The following is a 17,422-nucleotide window of genomic DNA, read 5'->3' on the forward strand; positions in this document are numbered from 1 at the left end:
GGACCCGGCTGGGGGCGCCGGGACCGGGTCGTCGGTCATGGGCTGCGGGCCGGCCCGGGGCGGGGCCGGCCCGCAGCCCGGTGACGCCCACCGCACGGGGGTCCACCGCACGGCGGGTCCACCGCACGGGCGGGGTCCGCCATCGGGGGCCGCCGTGGTACGCAAGGGCCATGGTGAGCAATGACGCACTGACGGACGTGGCCGGTCTCCGGGTCGGCCACGCGCGGGTGCCGGGGGACAGGGCGCTGAGCGGCACCACCGTCGTCCTGGCGCCCCCGGGTGGCGCCGTCGCGGCCGTGGACGTCCGGGGCGGCGGGCCCGGTACCCGGGAGACGGACGCGCTCGACCCGCGCAACCTGGTCCAGCGCGTGGAGGCGGTGGTCCTGACGGGTGGCAGTGCGTACGGCCTGGAGGCGGCGGCCGGGGTGATGGCCTGGCTGGAGGAGCGTGGCCGGGGCGTGCGGGTCGGACCGGAGCCGTCCCATGTGGTGCCGGTGGTCCCCGCGGCCTGCGTGTTCGACCTGGGCCGGGGCGGTGACTGGAAGGCCCGCCCGGACGCGTCGACGGGCCGGGCGGCGGTGGAGGCCGCCGACGCCACCGAGCCGGGCGCGCCGCTGGAGTGCGGCGGGGTGGGCGCCGGTACGGGGGCGGTGATCGGCGGGATGAAGGGCGGGGTGGGGACGGCCAGTACGGTCCTGCCGTCCGGTGTCACCGTGGGCGCGCTGGTGGTGGCCAACGCGGTGGGCTCGGCGGTCGACCCGCTGACGGGCGTGCTGTACGGGGCGTACGGCGAGGGCCGTCCCGACTACCCCGCTCCCGAGGTGCACGCGGCCGCGCTGCGGCGGCTGGCCGAGGCGGTGGAGCGCAGCGGCTGGCCGCCGCTGAACACGACCCTCGCCGTGGTGGGGACGGACGCGGACCTGACCCGGGCGCAGGCGCAGAAGCTCGCGGGTACGGCGCACGACGGCATCGCGCGCGCCGTCCGGCCGGTACACCTGCTCAATGACGGCGACACCGTCTTCACGCTCGCGACGGGCGCGCGCCCGCTCGCGGAAGGAGCGGGTCCGCTCGCGCTGAACGAGGTGCTGGCGGCCGGTGCGGACGTCGTGACCAGGGCGATCGTCCGGGCGGTGCGCTCAGCCGCCTCGGTGTCCGGACCGGGTGGCGACTTCCCCTCGTACCGGGCGCTCTACGGCGTCGAGTGACCGGCGCGAGAGGGGAGTTGTTCGGGGGCGCGCGGGAACCGGGATCGTGCGCCCTTCGTTTCCCGGAAGCCGGACGCGTTGTCAGACCCAGGGACTACCTTAAGCAAGCATCGAGTGACACGCGGCGACGGCCTGGAGACCCACGTTGAACGATCCGCATGATTTGCACGATTCGCACGCTTCCTGGGGTTCGTACGGTCCGCACGACCCCTATGAGACGCCCGAGACCCATGTCGAGCGTCTCCTCGGCCGGGCACTGAACTCCTTCGACCTGCCCGATGCCCTGGTCGAACGGCTGGACTCCGCGCTGACGCAGGCCAGTTCGCTCCACTCCTCGCACCACAGCGCGGGGCTGCACCGGGCGACGTACCGGCACACGTACCTGCTCACCGACGGTTCGGCGCTGACGCTGTGGGAGCTGGTGCACAACACCGGCCGGAACGGCAGCGAGCAGCACGAGCTGTACGCCGAGGAGGCCGAGGTCCGGTTGGCCGCCTCCCGGCTGCCCATCGGTTTCGCGGGTCCGGACGGCCGTCTCGGCGGTGTCCGGGCCATCGACGCCGCCGAGGTGATGGAGGGTGGGGCCGACGCCCTCGGCGAGCTCCACGCCGGTCTGGAGTCGCTGAGCGCGCTGCTGGTCCACCCGGCCCAGCCGGCCCCCCGGACGTATCTGCCGGACGGCTCCGCCGACCACGCGCGCCGGGTGCTGCGCCGCGCGGAGAACGCGGACCGGCCGGGTGAGGCGGTGGCGAACCGGTTGCGGACCGCCTTCGCGCACCACATCCGGCAGGTCTTCGGCCGCCAGTGCAGCGTGGCGGGGAAGGACGCCGGGTTCACGCTCTACGAGCACGCGTTCCTGCTGCTGGACGGCAGCGAGTTGAGCGTCTGGGAGGTGGAGCACACCGCGACACCGGACGGCCGGCACATGTGCGAGGTCTACGAGCACGAGCGTTCCGCGCGTGAGGCGATGGAACTGCGGGCGCGGGTGCCCTGAGCCCGGGTCCCGGCTCCCGGGGCCCGGACCGGTCCGCCCGGGCCCCGGCGGAAACCGTCGTCAGGCGGCGGCGACTGCCTTGTCGGGCGCGCCGGGCCCGGCGCCCGTGGCCGGCTCAGGGGCGGTCGCCCGGCGGGCGCCCTTGAGCAGGATCACAAGAGCGGCGCTCACCAGCGTGCCGGCCAGGACGGCGGCCAGGTAGAGGAGGGGGTTGCCGATCAGGGGGACCACGAAGACACCGCCGTGCGGTGCGCGCAGGGTGCACTCGAAGGCCATCGACAGCGCGCCGGTCACCGCGCCGCCCGCCATCGCCGAGGGGATCACCCGGAGCGGGTCGGCGGCGGCGAACGGGATGGCGCCCTCGGTGATGAACGAAGCGCCGAGCACCCAGGCCGCCTTGCCGTTCTCCCGCTCGGCCCGGGTGAAGAGCCTCCCGCGCACCGTGGTGGCCAGGGCCATGGCGAGCGGCGGCACCATACCGGCGGCCATCACGGCGGCCATGACCTTCAAAGAACCCTCCGTCGGGTGGGCGAGCCCCCCGATCGCGAAGGCGTAGGCCACCTTGTTGAGCGGGCCGCCGAGGTCGAAGGCCATCATCAGGCCGAGGATCACACCCAGCACGATCGCGTTGGCCCCGGAGAGACCGGACAGCCAGTCGGTGAGCGCCTTCTGGAGGGACGCGATGGGCTTGCCGATCACCAGGAACATCAGGAACCCGACGACCGCCGACGAGATGAGCGGGATCACCACGACCGGCATGATGCCGCGCAGCGGCACGGGCACCCCGACCCGCTGGACGGCCATCACGGTGCCGCCCGCGAGCAGGCCGGCGGCCAGGCCGCCGAGGAACCCGGCGTTGATGGTGAGCGCGACGGCGCCGCCGACGAAGCCGGGGACCAGACCCGGGCGGTCGGCCATGCCGTACGCGATGTAACCGGCGAGCACCGGGATGAGGAACTCGAAGGCCAGGCCGCCGATCTGGAAGAGCAGCGCCGCCCAGCTCGTCTGGTCGGTCCAGAGGAAGTGCTCGGTGACGGAAGGAGCCTTGTTGACGGTGTAGCCGCCGATGGCGAAGCCCAGGGCGATCAGCAGACCGCCGGCGGCGACGAACGGGACCATGTAACTGATCCCCGACATCAGCCACTTGCGGAGCCGGGTGCCGTAGCCCTCGCCGGGCTCGCCCGCCTGGTCCACGGGTGTGCCGCCGGCCGTGCCGGGTGCGGTGACCTCACCGCGTTCCGCCCTGCCGCGCACCTCGGCGATCAGCTCGGCGGGCCGGTTGATGGCGGCCTTCACCCCGACGTCGACGGTGGGCTTACCGGCGAACCGCTCCTTCTCACGCACGGGCACGTCGTGCGCGAGGATCACACCGTCGGCGGCGGCGATGACGGCGGGGGCGAGCCGGGTGAACCCGGCGGACCCCTGGGTCTCCACCACCACCTCGGCCCCGGCTGCCCGCCCGGCCTTCTCCAGGGCCTCGGCGGCCATGTAGGTGTGCGCGATCCCGGTGGGGCACGAGGTCACGGCCACGATCCGTACGGGGGCGTCCACCACCGCGGCGGATGCTTCCGGGCCAGCGGCGGGCGCTTCCGGGGCGGGTGCGGACCGCGGTGCGACGACCGGCTCCGCGGGAATCGCCGGAGGCGTCACCGCCTCGGGAACCCGGCCCGCCTCCGGGTCCGGTCCCGGCGCCGGAGGCGTCCCCGTACCCGCGTCCGGAGCCGTCTCCTCCGCATCCGCGTCCGCGTCCGCGTCCGCCTCCGGCGCCGTCGGCGGTGTGTCGCCACGGATCAGCGAGGCTGCCCGCTCCGGAGAGGTCAGGCCGCGCAGGGCCGTCGTGAAGTCGGCCCGCATCAGGCGGCGGGCCAGGGACGACAGGATCGTCAGGTGCGCGTCGTCCGCGCCCGCCGGGGCGGCGATCAGGAAGATCAGGTCGGCCGGTCCGTCCGGGGCGCCGAAGTCGATACCGTCCGCCGAGCGGCCGAAGGCGAGTGTGGGCGCGGTGACATGGGCGCTGCGGCAGTGCGGGATGCCGATGCCGCCGTCCAGGCCGGTCGGCATCTGCGCCTCGCGCGCCGCCACGTCGGCCAGGAAGCCGTCCAGGTCGGTCACCCGGCCCAGGGCCACCATGCGCTCGGCGAGCGAGCGGGCCGCTTCTTCCTTCGTCCGCGCGGCCAGGTCGAGATCGACCAGGTCCGCGGTGATCATCTCGCTCATCGCGGGCTCCCTCACTCGTTGTCCCACCGAGTCGGCCGATCGCCGACTCGTTCGCTCCCCGAACCGCCGGCTCGGCGGCCGCTCGACGGCCGGCCGCACGACTGCCGGCCGTTCGACGGCCGGTTCACTTCGTCACCGGTTCGGTCAGGCCCCGGTCGAGGGGCACGTCGGCGGTGACGGTGACCGCCGCCGGGTCCAGGTCGGCGGGGGCCGGCATCTCGCTGCCGGGCAGCTGGACGGCCGCCGCCCCGTGCGCGACCGCCGCCGCCAGCGCGGCCGGTCCCCGGCCGCCCGCCGCGAGGAACCCCGCCAGGGAGGCGTCGCCCGCGCCGACGTCGCTGCGTACGGCGGCGACGGCGGCGTGGCCGTACAGGACGCCGTCCCCGTCGACCAGCAACTGGCCGTCCGCGCCGAGGCTGGCGAGCACCGCGCCGGCGCCGGCCCGGCGCAGTTCCTCCGCCGCCTCGGCCACGTCGCCCACCGTGGCGAGCGGCCGCCCGACCGCTTCGGCGAGCTCCTCCGCGTTGGGCTTGACCACGTCGGGCCGGGCGCGCAGCGCGGCGAGCAGCGAGGGTCCCGAGGTGTCCAGGGCGATACGGGAGCCGCACCCGTGCGCGCGGGTGACCAGCTCGGCGTACCACTGGGGGCCGAGGCCGCGCGGCAGGCTGCCGCAGCAGGCGATCCAGTCGGCCCGGGCGGAGTACGCGCCGACCGCCGAGACGATGGCCAGCGCCTCGGCGGCGCTCAGTTCCGGTCCCGGGGCGTTGATCTTCGTCAGGGTGCCGTCCGGTTCGGCGATGGCGATGTTGGACCGGGTGGCCCCCGCGACCGGTACCGGTGCCACCTCGATGCCCTGTCCGGCCAGCAGGTCCGCCACCAGTGCGCCCGGTGCGCCGCCGAGCGGTACGACGGCGACGGTGCGGTGGCCGGCGGCCGCCACGGCGCGGGAGACGTTGACGCCCTTGCCCCCGGGGTCCACGCGTTCACCGGTCGCGCGCAGGACGTCGCCGCGCGTCAGGGCCGGCACCTCGTAGGTGCGGTCCAGCGAGGGGTTGGGGGTGACGGTCAGGATCACGCGCGTACGACCTCCGTGCCGGCCGCCTCCACGGCCACCGCGTCCTCGGGGCTCAGGCCGGTGTCCGTGATGAGCAGGTCCACGTCGGCCAGGTCGCCGAACCGGGCGAAGTGCTCCTTGCCGTACTTGGCCGAGTCGGCGAGCAGCACCACGCGTCGCGCGGCGGCGACGGTGGCGCGCTTGACGGCGGCCTCGGCGGGGTCGGGGGTGGTCAGGCCGTACCGGGGGGAGAAGCCGTTGGCGCCGAGGAAGACCACGTCGGCGCGGATCTGCCCGTACGCGGTCAGGGCCCAGGCGTCGACGGCGGCGCGCGTGCGGTGCCGCACCCGCCCGCCCACCAGGTGCAGGGCGATGCCGGGGTGGTCGGCCAGTCGGGCGGCGGCGGGCAGGGCGTGGGTGACGACGGTGAGCGAGGACTCCAGCGGGAGGGCGGCGGCGAGCCGGGCCACGGTGGAGCCGGCGTCGAGGATGACGCTGCCGTCCTCGGGGAGTTCGGCCAGGGCGGCGCGGGCGATGCGGTCCTTCTCGTCGGCGGCGGTGGACTCGCGCTCGGACAGGTCCGGCTCGAAGTCCAGCCGTCCGGCCGGGATGGCCCCGCCGTGCACCCGGCGGACGAGTCCGGCGCGGTCGAGGGCCTTCAGGTCGCGCCTGATCGTCTCGGCGGTGACCTGGAACTCGTCGGCGAGGGAGAGCACCTCCACCCGGCCGCGCTCCCGGGCCAGGTTGAGGATCCGCTGCTGGCGCTCCGGTGCGTACATGTGGCTTTACGTCCGTTCGATGCCCGAACCTGTGGTTTCACCAGCAGGCTAGCGCTGCCCTGCTGGGAAGTAAACACACTCGGGCATCGAAACGGACACGGACGGGCTCGGCCGGGCCGCTACGCCGGGACCTGCTCCGGTTCCTGGCGCGGCGACGAGGGGCCTGCCTGACCCGACGGGCCCGACGGGCCCGACGACAGGTCCCCGCTCAGGTCCGGGCCCGCCACCGTCTCGCCCTCCAGGTGCTGCTTCGGCCGTTTCGGCAGCGCGAACATGATCGCGAAGATCGCCGCCAGAATGCCCACGACCCACCACAGCGAGCCCTGGAAGGCGTCGGCGAACACCGTGCCCACCCGGTCGGGCGTCAGCCGCTGCCCGTCGATCGATCCGAAGAAGACCACCGACACCAGGCCGAGGCCCAGGGCGTTGCCCATCTGGCCGGTGGTGTTGATCAGGCCGGAGGCGGAACCGGCGTGCTCCCGCGGCACGTCCGACAGCACCGCGTCCGTCAGCGGCGCCACGATCAAGCCCATGCCCAGGCCCATGATCACCAGCGGCGGGACCATCTGCCAGGACTGGATGGCGGCGCCGTACCGTCCGGCTTCCCAGATGTAGAGCAGCAGCCCCCCGGCCATCGTGAGCGCGCCCGCCTGGAGCACCTTGCGCCCGAAGCGCGGCACCAGCTTCTGCACGGACAGGCCGGCCGCCACGGACACGGCTATGGAGAACGGTACGCCGGTCAGCCCGGCCCGCAGCGGGCTCCAGCCCAGGCCCATCTGCATGTACAGGGTCCAGACCAGGAAGAAGATCCCCATCACGACGCCGAAGGTCAGCTGTACCGCGATACCGGCCGCGAAGCTCTTCACCCGGAACAGCGACAGTTCGACGAGCGGCGAGCCGTCCTTGCGCGTCTTGTACTTCTCGTACGCCACGAACGCGCCGAACACCACGGCGCTGCCCGCCATGCAGAGGTGGCCCCACAGCGGCCAGCCCAGCTCACGGCCGCGCGTCAGCGGGTAGATCAGCATCAGCAGGCCGAGCGTGACCAGGACGACGCCGACCAGGTCGAGGCGGAGTGTCCGCTCGGCGCGGGACTCGGTGATGAAGGCACGGCCCAGGAGGAGTCCGGCCATGCCGACCGGGAGGTTGATCAGGAAGATCGGCCGCCACTCCAGGCCGAACAGGTTCCACTGGGTGAGCAGTGCGCCCAGCAGCGGACCGGACACCGCCCCGAGGCCGACGATCGCGCCGAACAGCCCGAAGACCTTGCCGCGCTCGTGCGCCGGGAAGGTGACGTGGATGATCGCCAGCACCTGCGGCACCATCAGCGCGGCCATCGCCCCCTGGAGGAGCCGGGCGGCGACCAGGATCTCGGGGTTCGCGGCCAGGCCGCAGAGCGCCGAGGCGACGGTGAAGCCCGCCATGCCGATCAGGAACAGCCGCTTGCGGCCGTAGATGTCACCGAGGCGGCCACCGGTGATGAGCCCCGCGGCGAAGGCGAGGGCGTAGCCGGCGGTGATCCACTGGATCGCGCCGAACGAGGCCGACAGATCGCGCTCGATGCTCGGGATGGCGATGTTGACGATGGTCACGTCGACCAGGTCCATGAAGGCCGCCGTCATGACGATGGCCAGGGCCAGCCATCGGCGCCGGTCGGCGCTGCTGTGCGGCTCTCGCTCCCCTTCGGGACGGTCGTGGCTCGCGGTCGGTTTCGAGGTCATGGCCGGAATCTAACCCGGCAGTAGGACAGAACATGTCCTAGATGGCCGCCATCCTGGTGGCATGACGGACACCCCGGCACGACTGCTGAACCTGCTCTCCCTCCTCCAGACACCGCGCGAGTGGCCGGGCAGCGAGCTCGCCGGGCGGCTCGGTGTCAGCCCGCGCACCATCCGCCGCGACATCGACCGGTTGCGCGACCTCGGTTACCCGGTCGAGGCGACCCGGGGCGCGGTCGGCGGTTACCGGCTGGTCGCGGGCGCCGCGCTGCCACCGCTGCTGCTGGACGACGAGGAGGCGGTCGCCATCGCCGTGGGGCTGCGCGCGGGCGCGGGCCACGCCATCGAGGGGGTGGAGGAGGCGTCCGTACGGGCGCTGGCCAAGCTGGAGCAGGTGTTGCCGTCCCGGCTGCGGCACCGGGTCTCCACCCTCCAGAACGCGACGATCCCGCTCACCCGGGGCGACGGGGCGACCGTCGCACCGCAGACACTCACCGCACTGGCGGCCGCCGTCACCGGCCACGAGCGCCTCCGCTTCGGCTACCGCGCGGGCGACGGGACGGAGAGCAGGCGGCAGGTCGAGCCGTACCGGCTGGTGTCCACCGGGTGGCGCTGGTACCTCGTGGCCTACGACCTGGCGCGCGAGGACTGGCGCACGTTCCGCGTGGACCGGGTCAGCGAGCCGTTCCCGACGGGTGCGCGGTTCACCCCGCGCGAGCTGCCGTCCGGGGACGCCTCGGCGCTGCTGGCGGGGTCGCTGTCCCGGACACAGCCGGAGCAGGAGGTGGACGTCACCTTCTCGGCGCCCGCCTCATTCGTGGCGGCGCGCCTGCCGGGCCACCTGGTCCCGGTCCCGACCGGCCCCGGCACCTGCCGGCTGCGCACCCGCTCGGCCGACTCCGTGGAGTGGGTGGCGCTCCGGCTGGCCCTGGTCGACTGCGAGTTCACCGTGCACGGCCCGGAGCCGCTGGTGTCGTACGTGACCGAACTGGGCGCCCGGCTGGGGCGCGCGGTGCCGTCCTGAACCGCCGGCGCCGTCCTGCGCGGGGCCTCGCGGAACCGTGGTGACGTCGCCGCGGGGTCCTGGCAGGGCCGGAAGCCGCCGTGCCGTCGCGGGCGCGGGGCCGCCCGTGAGCCGCCGGGGCCGGCATCGGCCCGGGGGCGGCCGGGGCGGGGTGGCACCCGCTCGGGGGACCCGGTCGTGCAGGCCCGGGCCCGGACCGGGCCGGGGCCGCGCCGCGGGCGCGCCCGCTCGTGGGCGCGCCCGTCCGGGGCCGGACCGCTCGGTCAGGCGGCGGCGTCGAAGCCGGTGTCGTGGGCCATCCGCTTCAGTTCCAGCAGGGCGTGCTTCTCGATCTGGCGGATCCGCTCACGTGTCAGGCCGTGCTCCTTGCCGACCTCGGTGAGGGTCCGCTCCCGGCCGTCCTCGATGCCGTACCGCATCCGGATGATCGACGCCGTACGGTTGTCGAGCTTGCCGATCAGGTCCTCCAGTTCCTCGCTGCGCAGCAGCGTCAGGACCGACTGCTCGGGCGAGACCGCGGAGGTGTCCTCCAGCAGGTCGCCGAACTGCGTCTCACCGGCGTCGTCCACCGGCATGTTCAGCGACACGGGGTCGCGCGCCCAGTCCAGGACGTCGGTGACCCGCTCGGGGGTCGAGCCGAGGTCGGCGGCGATCTCCGCGGCCTCCGGGTCGCGGCCGTGCTCGCGGTTGAACTCCCGCTGCACGCGCCGGATACGGCCCAGTTCCTCCACGAGGTGGACGGGGAGCCGGATGGTGCGCGACTGGTCGGCGATCGACCGGGTGATGGCCTGGCGGATCCACCATGTCGCGTACGTCGAGAACTTGAAGCCCTTGGTGTAGTCGAACTTCTCCACCGCCCGCACCAGGCCGGCGTTGCCCTCCTGGATCAGGTCGAGCAGCGGCAGTCCGCTGCGCGGGTAGCGACGGGCGACCGCCACCACGAGCCGCAGGTTGGACCGGATGAAGACGTCCTTGGCCCGCTCCCCCTCGGCGGCCAGGCGTTCCAGCTCCTCACGGGTCGCCCCGCCGGCGTCGCTCTCCATCTCGCCGTCCAAGATCTGCTGGGCGTACACGCCGGCCTCGATGGTCTGGGAGAGTTCGACCTCCTTCGCGGCGTCGAGCAGGGGCGTACGCGCGATCTCGTCGAGGTACATGCCGACCAGGTCGCGGTCGGCGATCTCCCCGCCCACGGCGCGCACACTGCTTGCCCGCTCGGTCCCACCACTGGCGGACTGTCGTCGGGCGACGGCACGGGTTGCCATGCGAGCTCCCTTTGCTGAGTAGCTGAGTAGGTCGCGACACCCTTCCGGGTGCCCTGCATCCGACGGAAACAACGACTGGAATCCGGACAGAATTCCCATGCGACCCATCGTTTTTCCCGATGTTGCAGTACCCTGTCCCGCCGCCGGAGCGGGACGGAGCGTCGCGCCCGGGTGCGGAGACGCAGGTCAGACCGGTAACGGCGGCCGGTCCCGGCGCCCTGGTGGCCCCCGGCGACCACCGCACCGGTGAGACCGCCGTCACCTCCGGTGCCGCCATTCCGCCCGGTGCCGCACCCTTGCCTCCGGTACCGCACCATTTCCGCCCGGGCCCGCCCGTCCGGCCGTTCTCCGACCCGGAAGACGACTCGCGCCGTCTCCTGGTTGCGCACGGTGCGCAGGAGGCCGGTGCCCGCAATGTTCAGGGGTATGCCTGAGGCCGCCCGGAAGTGATTAAAGGTTCAAGGAACGTAGAGTGGATACATGGAACCGGCAACGAACGGCGAGCCCCGCTGGCTCAGCGACGAGGAGCAGGCCGTCTGGCGGGCGTACCTGCACGCCACCACGCTCCTGGAGGACCATCTCGACCGCCAGCTCCAGCGGGACGCCGGGATGCCGCACGTCTACTACGGTCTGCTCGTCCAGCTCTCCCAGGCACCCCGCCGCCGGATGCGGATGACCGAGCTGGCCAAGGGCGCCAAGATCACCAGGTCCCGGCTCTCGCACGCCGTCGCCCGGCTGGAGAAGAACGGCTGGGTGCGCCGGGAGGACTGCCCCTCCGACAAGCGCGGCCAGAACGCGCTGCTGACGGACGAGGGCCACCAGGTACTGAGGCGCAGCGCGCCCGGGCACGTCGCCGCCGTACGGCAGGCGATCTTCGACCGGCTCACCGGCGAACAGGTGGCGCAGCTCGGCGAGATCATGCGGGTGATGGCCGAGGGCCTCCAGCCGTCGGACCCGAACGCGGACCTGCCCTGGCTCCGCTGAGGCGGCGGGACCAGGGCAGGACGGGACGGGGAAGGCACGGCGCGCGGCGCGGACACCGCGGCCGGCTCGTCAGTGGGCGACCACCGGGATCCGCACCTCGTCCGGCGCGCCGCCGTCCGGGGCGGCCTCGGCGCTCGCGCCCGGGCGGCCGGTGTTGATGAACGCCACGGCGATGGCCGCGGACAGGGCCAGGATGCCGACCGCCCACCAGATCGCGGCGGTGTAGCCCTCCACCATGGCCTGGAGCTGCAGCAGCCCGCGCGCCTGCGGTGATGTGGCGGCGGCCAGGTGGTCGGTGACGTAGGCGGTGGTCGCCGACGCGGCGATGGTGTTGAGCAGCGCGGTGCCGATGGCGCCGCCGACCTGCTGGGAGGTGTTCACCATCGCGGAGGCCACCCCGGCGTCCCGCGCCTCCACCCCGTGCGTGGACAGGGACATGGCCGGCATGAACGCCGTACCCATGCCCAGGCCCAGCAGCACCTGCGCGGGCAGGATCAGGCCGGTGTACGAGGAGCCGGTCTCCAACTGCGTCAGCAGCAGCATGCCGACCGCCGCCGTCAGGAATCCGGGGCCCATCAGCCAGCGCGGCGGGACGCGGGTCATCAGCCGTGCGCCGATCTGCGTCGAGCCCGTGATCATGCCGGCGATCATCGGCAGGAAGGCGAAGCCGGTCTTGACCGGGGAGTACCCCTTCACGATCTGGAGGTAGTACGTGAGGAAGAGGAAGAGGCCGAACATCGCGATGACGGCGAGGCCGAGCGACAGGTAGACCCCGCCCCGGTTGCGGTCGGTCAGCACGCGCAGCGGCAGCAGCGGCGAGGCGACCCGCGCCTCGACGGCGACGAACGCGGCGAGCAGGACCACCGAGGCGATGAACACCGCGACGGTGACGGAGTCGGACCAGCCGTCGGACTCGGCGCGGGTGAAGCCGTACACGAGGGTGACCAGGCCGAGCGTGGAGAGCACCACGCCGGGGATGTCCAGCGGGGAGCGGTTGCGGCCACCGGCCGGCTCACGGATCACGAAGTAGGCACCGGCGGCGGCCACGACGGCGAACGGGATGTTGACGAAGAAGGTCCAGCGCCAGTCGAGGTACTCGGTGAGGACGCCGCCGAGGATCAGACCGACCGCGCCGCCGCCACCGGCGATGGCGCCGTAAATGCCGAAGGCCTTGGCCCGCTCACGGGTGTCGGTGAACATCACGGCGAGCAGCGACAGCGCGGCCGGTGCGAGCAGCGCGCCGAACGCGCCCTGGAGCGCCCGGGAGCCCAGCAGCATCGCCTCGCCGGTGGCCGCGCCACCCAGCGCGGAGGCGGCGGCGAAGCCCAGCAGGCCGACGACGAAGGTGCGCTTGCGGCCCCACAGGTCGGCGATGCGTCCGCCGAACAGCAGCAGGCCGCCGAACGCGAGCGCGTAGGCGGTGATGACCCACTGCCGGTTGCCGTCCGAGATGCCCAGGTCCCGCTGGGCGGACGGCAGCGCGATGTTCACGATCGTCGCGTCGAGCACGACCATCAACTGGGCCAGGGCGATGAAGACCAGGGCTCTCCAGCGGCGGGGGTCGGGAAGCGATATGGCGGGCGGTTTCGACATGGAGGTAGCCACCTAGCGATACGAAATGAGCAAAAAGGACGTAATGAACGTGCGGAGAGGGCGTAGCGGAAGTACGGAGAGGAGTGGTACCGAGGTCAGCAGGACGCGCGCAGGTCCTCCAGCGTCGCGGCCGTTCCCGGCAGCTCGGAGCGGGCGGGTGCCTCCAGGCCGTCGAGGAACAGCTCGAGGTGGCGGTGCGCGAACCGGTCGACGCTCAGGCACGCGGTGCCCGGCAGCGGGCGAGTGAGCTGGGAGAGCCCCATCAGCAGGTCGCCGACAGCGACGTCGGGACGCAGCCGGCCCGCCGCGTGGGCCCGGTCGACCAGGCTCTGCACGGCCCGGTCCAACCGGGTCCGCTCGGCGTGCAGTTCGGGGTGGTCGGAGTCGAATGCGCCGGACAGCACCGGGCACAGGGCGCCGATCCGCTCGTCGGCGGCGGCGTGCGCGAAGCGCCGCAGCGCGCCGAAGGTGTCGGGCTCCTCGCGGGCCGCCTCCTGGGCCAGGTCCGCGGTGCGGGACATGACGGAGAGGACGACGTCGTGGACGAGGGCGGGGCGGTCGGGGAAATGGCGGTAGAGGGTGGCGTTGCCGACTCCGGCCCGGCGGGCGACCTCGTCGAACGGCACGTCGGGACCGAACTCGACGAACATCTCGCGGGCCGCCGTCACGATCCGCTCCCGGTTGCGCAGGGCGTCGGCCCTCGGCCGGTGCTCCCGGCGCGCCGCGCCGCCGGGGGCGGCGGCTCCACTGGTGGCGCTGGCAGGACCGGTCACGGCTCCACCCTTCCTGACGATCGGGCTGAAACGGGGAGAGGTTCCCCGGTTGTCGCGACACAGGTCCAAACGGGGAAGAGCTCCCCGGTTATTTCCCTCCGCCCGTGTGACCCGCGCCACTCCCGCCCGCCCGCTGTCCCGGCCCCCCGCGCGCCCCGCGGCGACTCCGGCGCTCCGGCTCCGGCGAAGCCGGCGACTGCGGTGGGCCGCGGCCACTCCGGCGGTCCGCGGCCACTCCGGCGGTCCGGCGTCCGGCGAACCGGCCACTGCGGTGGTTCGCCCCGCCCCTGCTCCCCGGCCGCTCCCGCTGTTCCGGCGCCCTCCCTCCCGTCATTCCCGCCCCTCCGGGGGCCTCCCGGCACTCCCGTGCGGACCCGCCGCCTCCCCTACTCCTGCTACTGGCGAGAAACCCACGATCGGGCCACTCGGCGAGCGCCCGCCCACGGCCCGGCCCAGGCTGATCGGGACGGAGAGCAGCCCGGGCCCGGCCGGCTGCCGTGGAACCGGAGGCGCGTGCGCATGCAGCAGACCCGCCGGCGAATACGCAGACCGGTCGCGCTCGGGGCCGCCACCACGCTCGCCCTCGCAGCCCTGGCGACGGCGAGCGCCACGCTCCCCGAAGCGACCAGCGCCTCCGCCGGCCCGGTCGCCACCGACGCGACCGACGAACTGGGGCTCGCGCCGTGCCGCATCACGGCCACCTTGGGCGTCCAGATGTCCGAGGGGATGCCCACCGCCCCCGGGTACGTCCGTTCCACGGGCGAGATCCGCGCCCTCAACCTGATGGTCGACTTCCCGGACGCGCCCGGTGAGGGCCCGGCGATGAGCCGGTTCGCCGAGTTCTTCCCGCAGACCACCGACTGGTTCCGGGTCAGCTCCTACGGGCGGCTGCGCTACCGTGCCGAGGCGCCGCTGCCGGACTGGCTGCGGATGCCGATGCCGTTCGTCGAGTACGGGATAGAACGCGGCTCACCCTACGAACCGGGGTACCGGCGCCTGGTCGAGGACATCGTGGCCGCCGCCGACCCCAAGGTCGATTTCAGCGCCTACGACCTGATCAACGTCCTGGTCACGCCCAACGCCGGTCCCTCCGCGCTGGACACCGTCCTGTCCGTCACGTTCTCCGGCAACTCCGACGCCCCCTACGCGGACGGCACGCCGCTGGCCAACACCTCGTTCGTCTACAGCCGCCAGGACGACGGCTCCGGCTCGTACGACGAGACGGGCTACCGGGTGCTGCCGCACGAGAACGGCCACGTCTTCGGCCTGCCCGACCTCTACACGGCCGAGGGCGGCGGCGCGGTCGGGCACTGGGACATCATGTCCGAGGACTGGGGCGCCAACAACGACCTGCTGGGCTGGCACAAGTGGAAGCTGGGCTGGCTGGACGGCGAGCAGGTCCGGTGTGCCGCGACCAGCGGCAGCCACGAGTACGAACTCACCCCGCTGGCCACCCGGGGCGGCGCCAAGCTCGTCTTCGTACCGCTGACCACCGAGTCCGGGTACGCGGTGGAGGTCCGCACCCGGGACGGCAACGACGAGGCGGTGTGCGAGCCGGGCGTGCTGATCTACCACGTCCAGTCCGACGTGGACACCGGTCAGGGCCCCATCACCGTCACCGACAGCGACCACGACAGCGGCGGCTGCACCCGCCGCCCCAATGTGCACGCGGAGCTGTCGGACGCGCCCTACCGTCCCGGCGAGTCGTTCACCGACCCCCACCACGGAGTGCGCGTCACGGTGCTGGACGAGGACGCCGGGTCCGGCACCTACCGGGTCCGCGTGACCCGGGCCTGAACGTCCTACCGGGTCCGCGTCACCCGGGCCTGCACGTCCTGCCGGAGCTCCCGTTTGAGCACCTTGCCGGTGGCGTTGCGGGGCAGCGGCTCCCGCTGCACGAGGACGTGCGCGGGCACCTTGAACGGCGCCAGGCTCTTCGCCACATGGGCCCGCAGCTCCTCCGGCCCGGCCACCGCATCCTCGCGCAGCCGCACCACCGCCGCGACCTCCTCGCCCAGTACCGGGTGGGGCACCCCGAGCACCGCCGCGTCCACCACGTCGGGGTGGTCGTGCAGGGCTGCCTCGACCTCCACGCAGTACACGTTCTCGCCGCCCCGGACGACCATGTCCTTGATCCGGTCCACGACGCTGACCCGCCCGTCCCGCACGGTCGCCAGGTCGCCGGTCCTGAACCAGCCGTCCGGTGTGAACGCCGCCGCGGTCGCCTCGGGGTCCTCCCAGTACCCGCGCACCAGCGACTGGCCGCGCAGCCACAGCTCGCCCACCTCGCCGTCGGGCACGGCCCGCCCGTCGGGGCCGGCCACGCGCACCTCGGTGACCGGGGTCGGCCGGCCCACGCTGCCGGGGAAGCGGCGGTAGGAGGCGCCGAAGTGGGCCAGTACGCCACCGCTGGTCTCGGTGAGCCCGTAGCCGTTGCGGGACTCGACCCGCTCGCCGTACCGGTCCGCGACGCGGGCGACGAGCTCGGGAGGCGCGGCGGCCCCGCCGGTGCTGAGCTGGGTGAGCGGTCCCAGACCGGTCTCCCGGGCGGCGTCCAGGAGCTGGAGGGCGGTGGTGGGCACCCCGGCGAAGTGGGTGACGCCGTGCCGGTGGACGAGCGCCAGGGCCTTGTCCGCGTCCCACTTGCGCATCAGGACCAGCGAGCCGCCCACGGCCATCGCCGAGTAGACCGCGGTGAAGGCGGCGACGTGGAAGAACGGGAACGTCATCAGCATCACGGGCGCCGGGCCCAGCCCGGGGACCCCGCCGCTCTCCAGCGTGGCCGCGGCGGCGTGGAACAGCGGGTTCTTCGCGGCACCGGTCTGCGCGAGGTGCGTGGCGACGGCGCCCTTGGGCCGGCCGGTGGTGCCGGAGGTGTAGATGATGGTGGCGTCGTCCTCGGGCCGGACCTCGACGGCGGGCGGCCCGAGCGCCGGGTCGGCGGCGGGCAGCTCCTCGTACCGCTCGAAGCCCTCCTCCTCGTCCTCCCCGTGGAACAGCACGCCCCGCACTCCGGTGCGGCGCGCCCAGGCCCGGACCCGGCCCACCCGCTCCCCGTCGACCAGCAGCACGCCCGGCCGGCAGTCGTCGAGGGCGTAGCCGAACTCCTCCTCGGTCCACCAGGCGTTGAGCGGCACGGCGACCAGGCCGGCCAACTGGGCGGCCCAGAAGGCGATCTGCCACTCGGGGTGGTTGCGCATCGCCACGACGGCCCGGTCGCCCGGGCGCAGGCCGTACACCTCGGTGAACCGCCGGGCGAGCGCGCAGGCGGCGGCGAAGAACTCCCCGTACGTGTAGCGGCGGCTCTCCGCGATCAGGAACGGGCGCTCCCCGAAGGCCCAGGCGACCTCGGCGAACTCCCGCAGGGTGCGGGGGCCGTCGGCGTACACCCGCCGCCCGTCCGCGCCGGTGACCACGGCGAAGGGCGCGCCGGGCGCGGTCAGGGCCTCCCAGTGCCGTACGGACGGGTCGCCGGCCGGGTCGGCCGGGTCGGCCGGGTTCGCGGCGAGGTCCCCCGCCGGGTCGCCGGCCGGTTCCCCGGCGAGGGCCCCGGCCGGGCTTCCGGACGCGCCGCCGGACGGCTCACCGGACGGCTCGATGTGCGGCACGATCAGCCTCTTTCCTAAGCGCTTGCTCAGTCCCACTCCGGACGCTACGCACCTCCCCCGCACTCCGTCAAGGTATGTGTATCAGCCATCCACCGACCCGGGAGCGACCGCGCCGGCTAGGCAGTTTCGTTTGGATCAGTCGGTCGTTGGTCCGGGTGTGCCGTTGACTGATGCGCAGTGGGCGCGGATCGAGCCGTTGCTCCCGGACCGG

The 17,422-nt window shown here is 73.7% G+C and carries 13 protein-coding genes; 5 read left to right on the forward strand and 8 right to left on the reverse strand.

Features of this window, described 5'->3' with window-relative positions:
• Positions 1–170: 170 nt before the first annotated feature.
• A complete protein-coding gene (locus AB0H53_RS12665; protein ID WP_362110616.1) occupies positions 171–1,205 on the forward strand; it encodes a P1 family peptidase in 1,035 nt (344 codons plus the stop codon).
• A 163-nt stretch (positions 1,206–1,368) separates the two neighbouring features.
• Positions 1,369–2,199 (forward strand): DUF6227 family protein, encoded by an 831-nt coding sequence (locus AB0H53_RS12670; protein ID WP_362110619.1) that lies wholly within the window; start codon positions 1,369–1,371, stop codon positions 2,197–2,199.
• 60 nt (positions 2,200–2,259) lie between these two features.
• On the opposite strand, the gene AB0H53_RS12675 is transcribed toward AB0H53_RS12670, so the two are convergent.
• The 4 genes from AB0H53_RS12675 to AB0H53_RS12690 form a co-directional block, all read right to left on the reverse strand.
• Complete coding sequence (locus tag AB0H53_RS12675; protein WP_362110621.1) at positions 2,260–4,416, reverse strand: fructose-specific PTS transporter subunit EIIC; 2,157 nt, start codon at positions 4,414–4,416, stop codon at positions 2,260–2,262.
• A gap of 124 nt (positions 4,417–4,540) precedes the next feature.
• A complete protein-coding gene (gene pfkB, locus AB0H53_RS12680) occupies positions 4,541–5,491 on the reverse strand; it encodes a 1-phosphofructokinase (protein WP_362110624.1) in 951 nt (316 codons plus the stop codon).
• On the reverse strand, positions 5,488–6,249 hold the full coding sequence (locus tag AB0H53_RS12685) for a DeoR/GlpR family DNA-binding transcription regulator (RefSeq protein WP_362110627.1): 762 nt from the start codon (positions 6,247–6,249) through the stop codon (positions 5,488–5,490). The genes pfkB and AB0H53_RS12685 overlap by 4 nt, the downstream gene beginning before the upstream one ends.
• A 119-nt stretch (positions 6,250–6,368) precedes the next feature.
• On the reverse strand, positions 6,369–7,871 hold the full coding sequence (locus tag AB0H53_RS12690; protein ID WP_362110679.1) for an MFS transporter: 1,503 nt from the start codon (positions 7,869–7,871) through the stop codon (positions 6,369–6,371).
• Positions 7,872–8,031: 160 nt separating this feature from the next.
• Here AB0H53_RS12690 and AB0H53_RS12695 point away from each other — a divergent pair, with 160 nt between their 5' ends.
• Complete coding sequence (locus AB0H53_RS12695; RefSeq protein ID WP_362110630.1) at positions 8,032–8,991, forward strand: transcriptional regulator; 960 nt, start codon at positions 8,032–8,034, stop codon at positions 8,989–8,991.
• A gap of 263 nt (positions 8,992–9,254) precedes the next feature.
• Here AB0H53_RS12695 and AB0H53_RS12700 read toward each other — a convergent pair whose 3' ends face one another.
• Positions 9,255–10,253, reverse strand: a complete 999-nt coding sequence (locus AB0H53_RS12700) for a sigma-70 family RNA polymerase sigma factor (protein WP_362110633.1) — start codon at positions 10,251–10,253, stop codon at positions 9,255–9,257.
• A gap of 480 nt (positions 10,254–10,733) precedes the next feature.
• Here AB0H53_RS12700 and AB0H53_RS12705 point away from each other — a divergent pair, with 480 nt between their 5' ends.
• Complete coding sequence (locus tag AB0H53_RS12705; RefSeq protein ID WP_362110636.1) at positions 10,734–11,237, forward strand: MarR family transcriptional regulator; 504 nt, start codon at positions 10,734–10,736, stop codon at positions 11,235–11,237.
• Between the two features lie 69 nt (positions 11,238–11,306).
• Here AB0H53_RS12705 and AB0H53_RS12710 read toward each other — a convergent pair whose 3' ends face one another.
• Entirely contained in the window at positions 11,307–12,830 is a 1,524-nt protein-coding gene (locus tag AB0H53_RS12710) for an MFS transporter (RefSeq protein ID WP_362110639.1), read from the reverse strand.
• Positions 12,831–12,925: 95 nt separating this feature from the next.
• Positions 12,926–13,519 carry a TetR/AcrR family transcriptional regulator gene (locus AB0H53_RS12715; protein ID WP_362110682.1) on the reverse strand — a complete coding sequence of 198 codons (594 nt, stop codon included), beginning with the start codon at positions 13,517–13,519 and terminating at the stop codon, positions 12,926–12,928.
• 603 nt (positions 13,520–14,122) lie between these two features.
• Between AB0H53_RS12715 and AB0H53_RS12720 the strand changes: the two genes are divergently transcribed.
• Positions 14,123–15,400 (forward strand): M6 family metalloprotease domain-containing protein, encoded by a 1,278-nt coding sequence (locus tag AB0H53_RS12720; RefSeq protein ID WP_362110642.1) that lies wholly within the window; start codon positions 14,123–14,125, stop codon positions 15,398–15,400.
• Between the two features lie 5 nt (positions 15,401–15,405).
• Here AB0H53_RS12720 and AB0H53_RS12725 read toward each other — a convergent pair whose 3' ends face one another.
• Complete coding sequence (locus AB0H53_RS12725) at positions 15,406–17,046, reverse strand: class I adenylate-forming enzyme family protein (RefSeq protein WP_362110685.1); 1,641 nt, start codon at positions 17,044–17,046, stop codon at positions 15,406–15,408.
• Between the last annotated feature and the right edge of the window lie 376 nt (positions 17,047–17,422).

The organism is Streptomyces sp. NPDC050856 (assembly GCF_040653855.1).
Lineage (GTDB): Bacteria > Actinomycetota > Actinomycetes > Streptomycetales > Streptomycetaceae > Streptomyces.

Coding starts and splice junctions, on each gene's coding strand:
- AB0H53_RS12700 (WP_362110633.1), bottom strand. CDS start 10,253: ATGGCAACCCGTGCCGTCGCCCGACGACAGTCCGCCAGTGGTGGGACC.
- AB0H53_RS12665 (WP_362110616.1), top strand. CDS start 171: ATGGTGAGCAATGACGCACTGACGGACGTGGCCGGTCTCCGGGTCGGC.
- AB0H53_RS12705 (WP_362110636.1), top strand. CDS start 10,734: ATGGAACCGGCAACGAACGGCGAGCCCCGCTGGCTCAGCGACGAGGAG.
- AB0H53_RS12720 (WP_362110642.1), top strand. CDS start 14,123: ATGCAGCAGACCCGCCGGCGAATACGCAGACCGGTCGCGCTCGGGGCC.
- AB0H53_RS12690 (WP_362110679.1), bottom strand. CDS start 7,871: ATGACGGCGGCCTTCATGGACCTGGTCGACGTGACCATCGTCAACATC.
- AB0H53_RS12685 (WP_362110627.1), bottom strand. CDS start 6,249: ATGTACGCACCGGAGCGCCAGCAGCGGATCCTCAACCTGGCCCGGGAG.
- AB0H53_RS12695 (WP_362110630.1), top strand. CDS start 8,032: ATGACGGACACCCCGGCACGACTGCTGAACCTGCTCTCCCTCCTCCAG.
- AB0H53_RS12710 (WP_362110639.1), bottom strand. CDS start 12,830: ATGTCGAAACCGCCCGCCATATCGCTTCCCGACCCCCGCCGCTGGAGA.
- AB0H53_RS12675 (WP_362110621.1), bottom strand. CDS start 4,416: ATGAGCGAGATGATCACCGCGGACCTGGTCGATCTCGACCTGGCCGCG.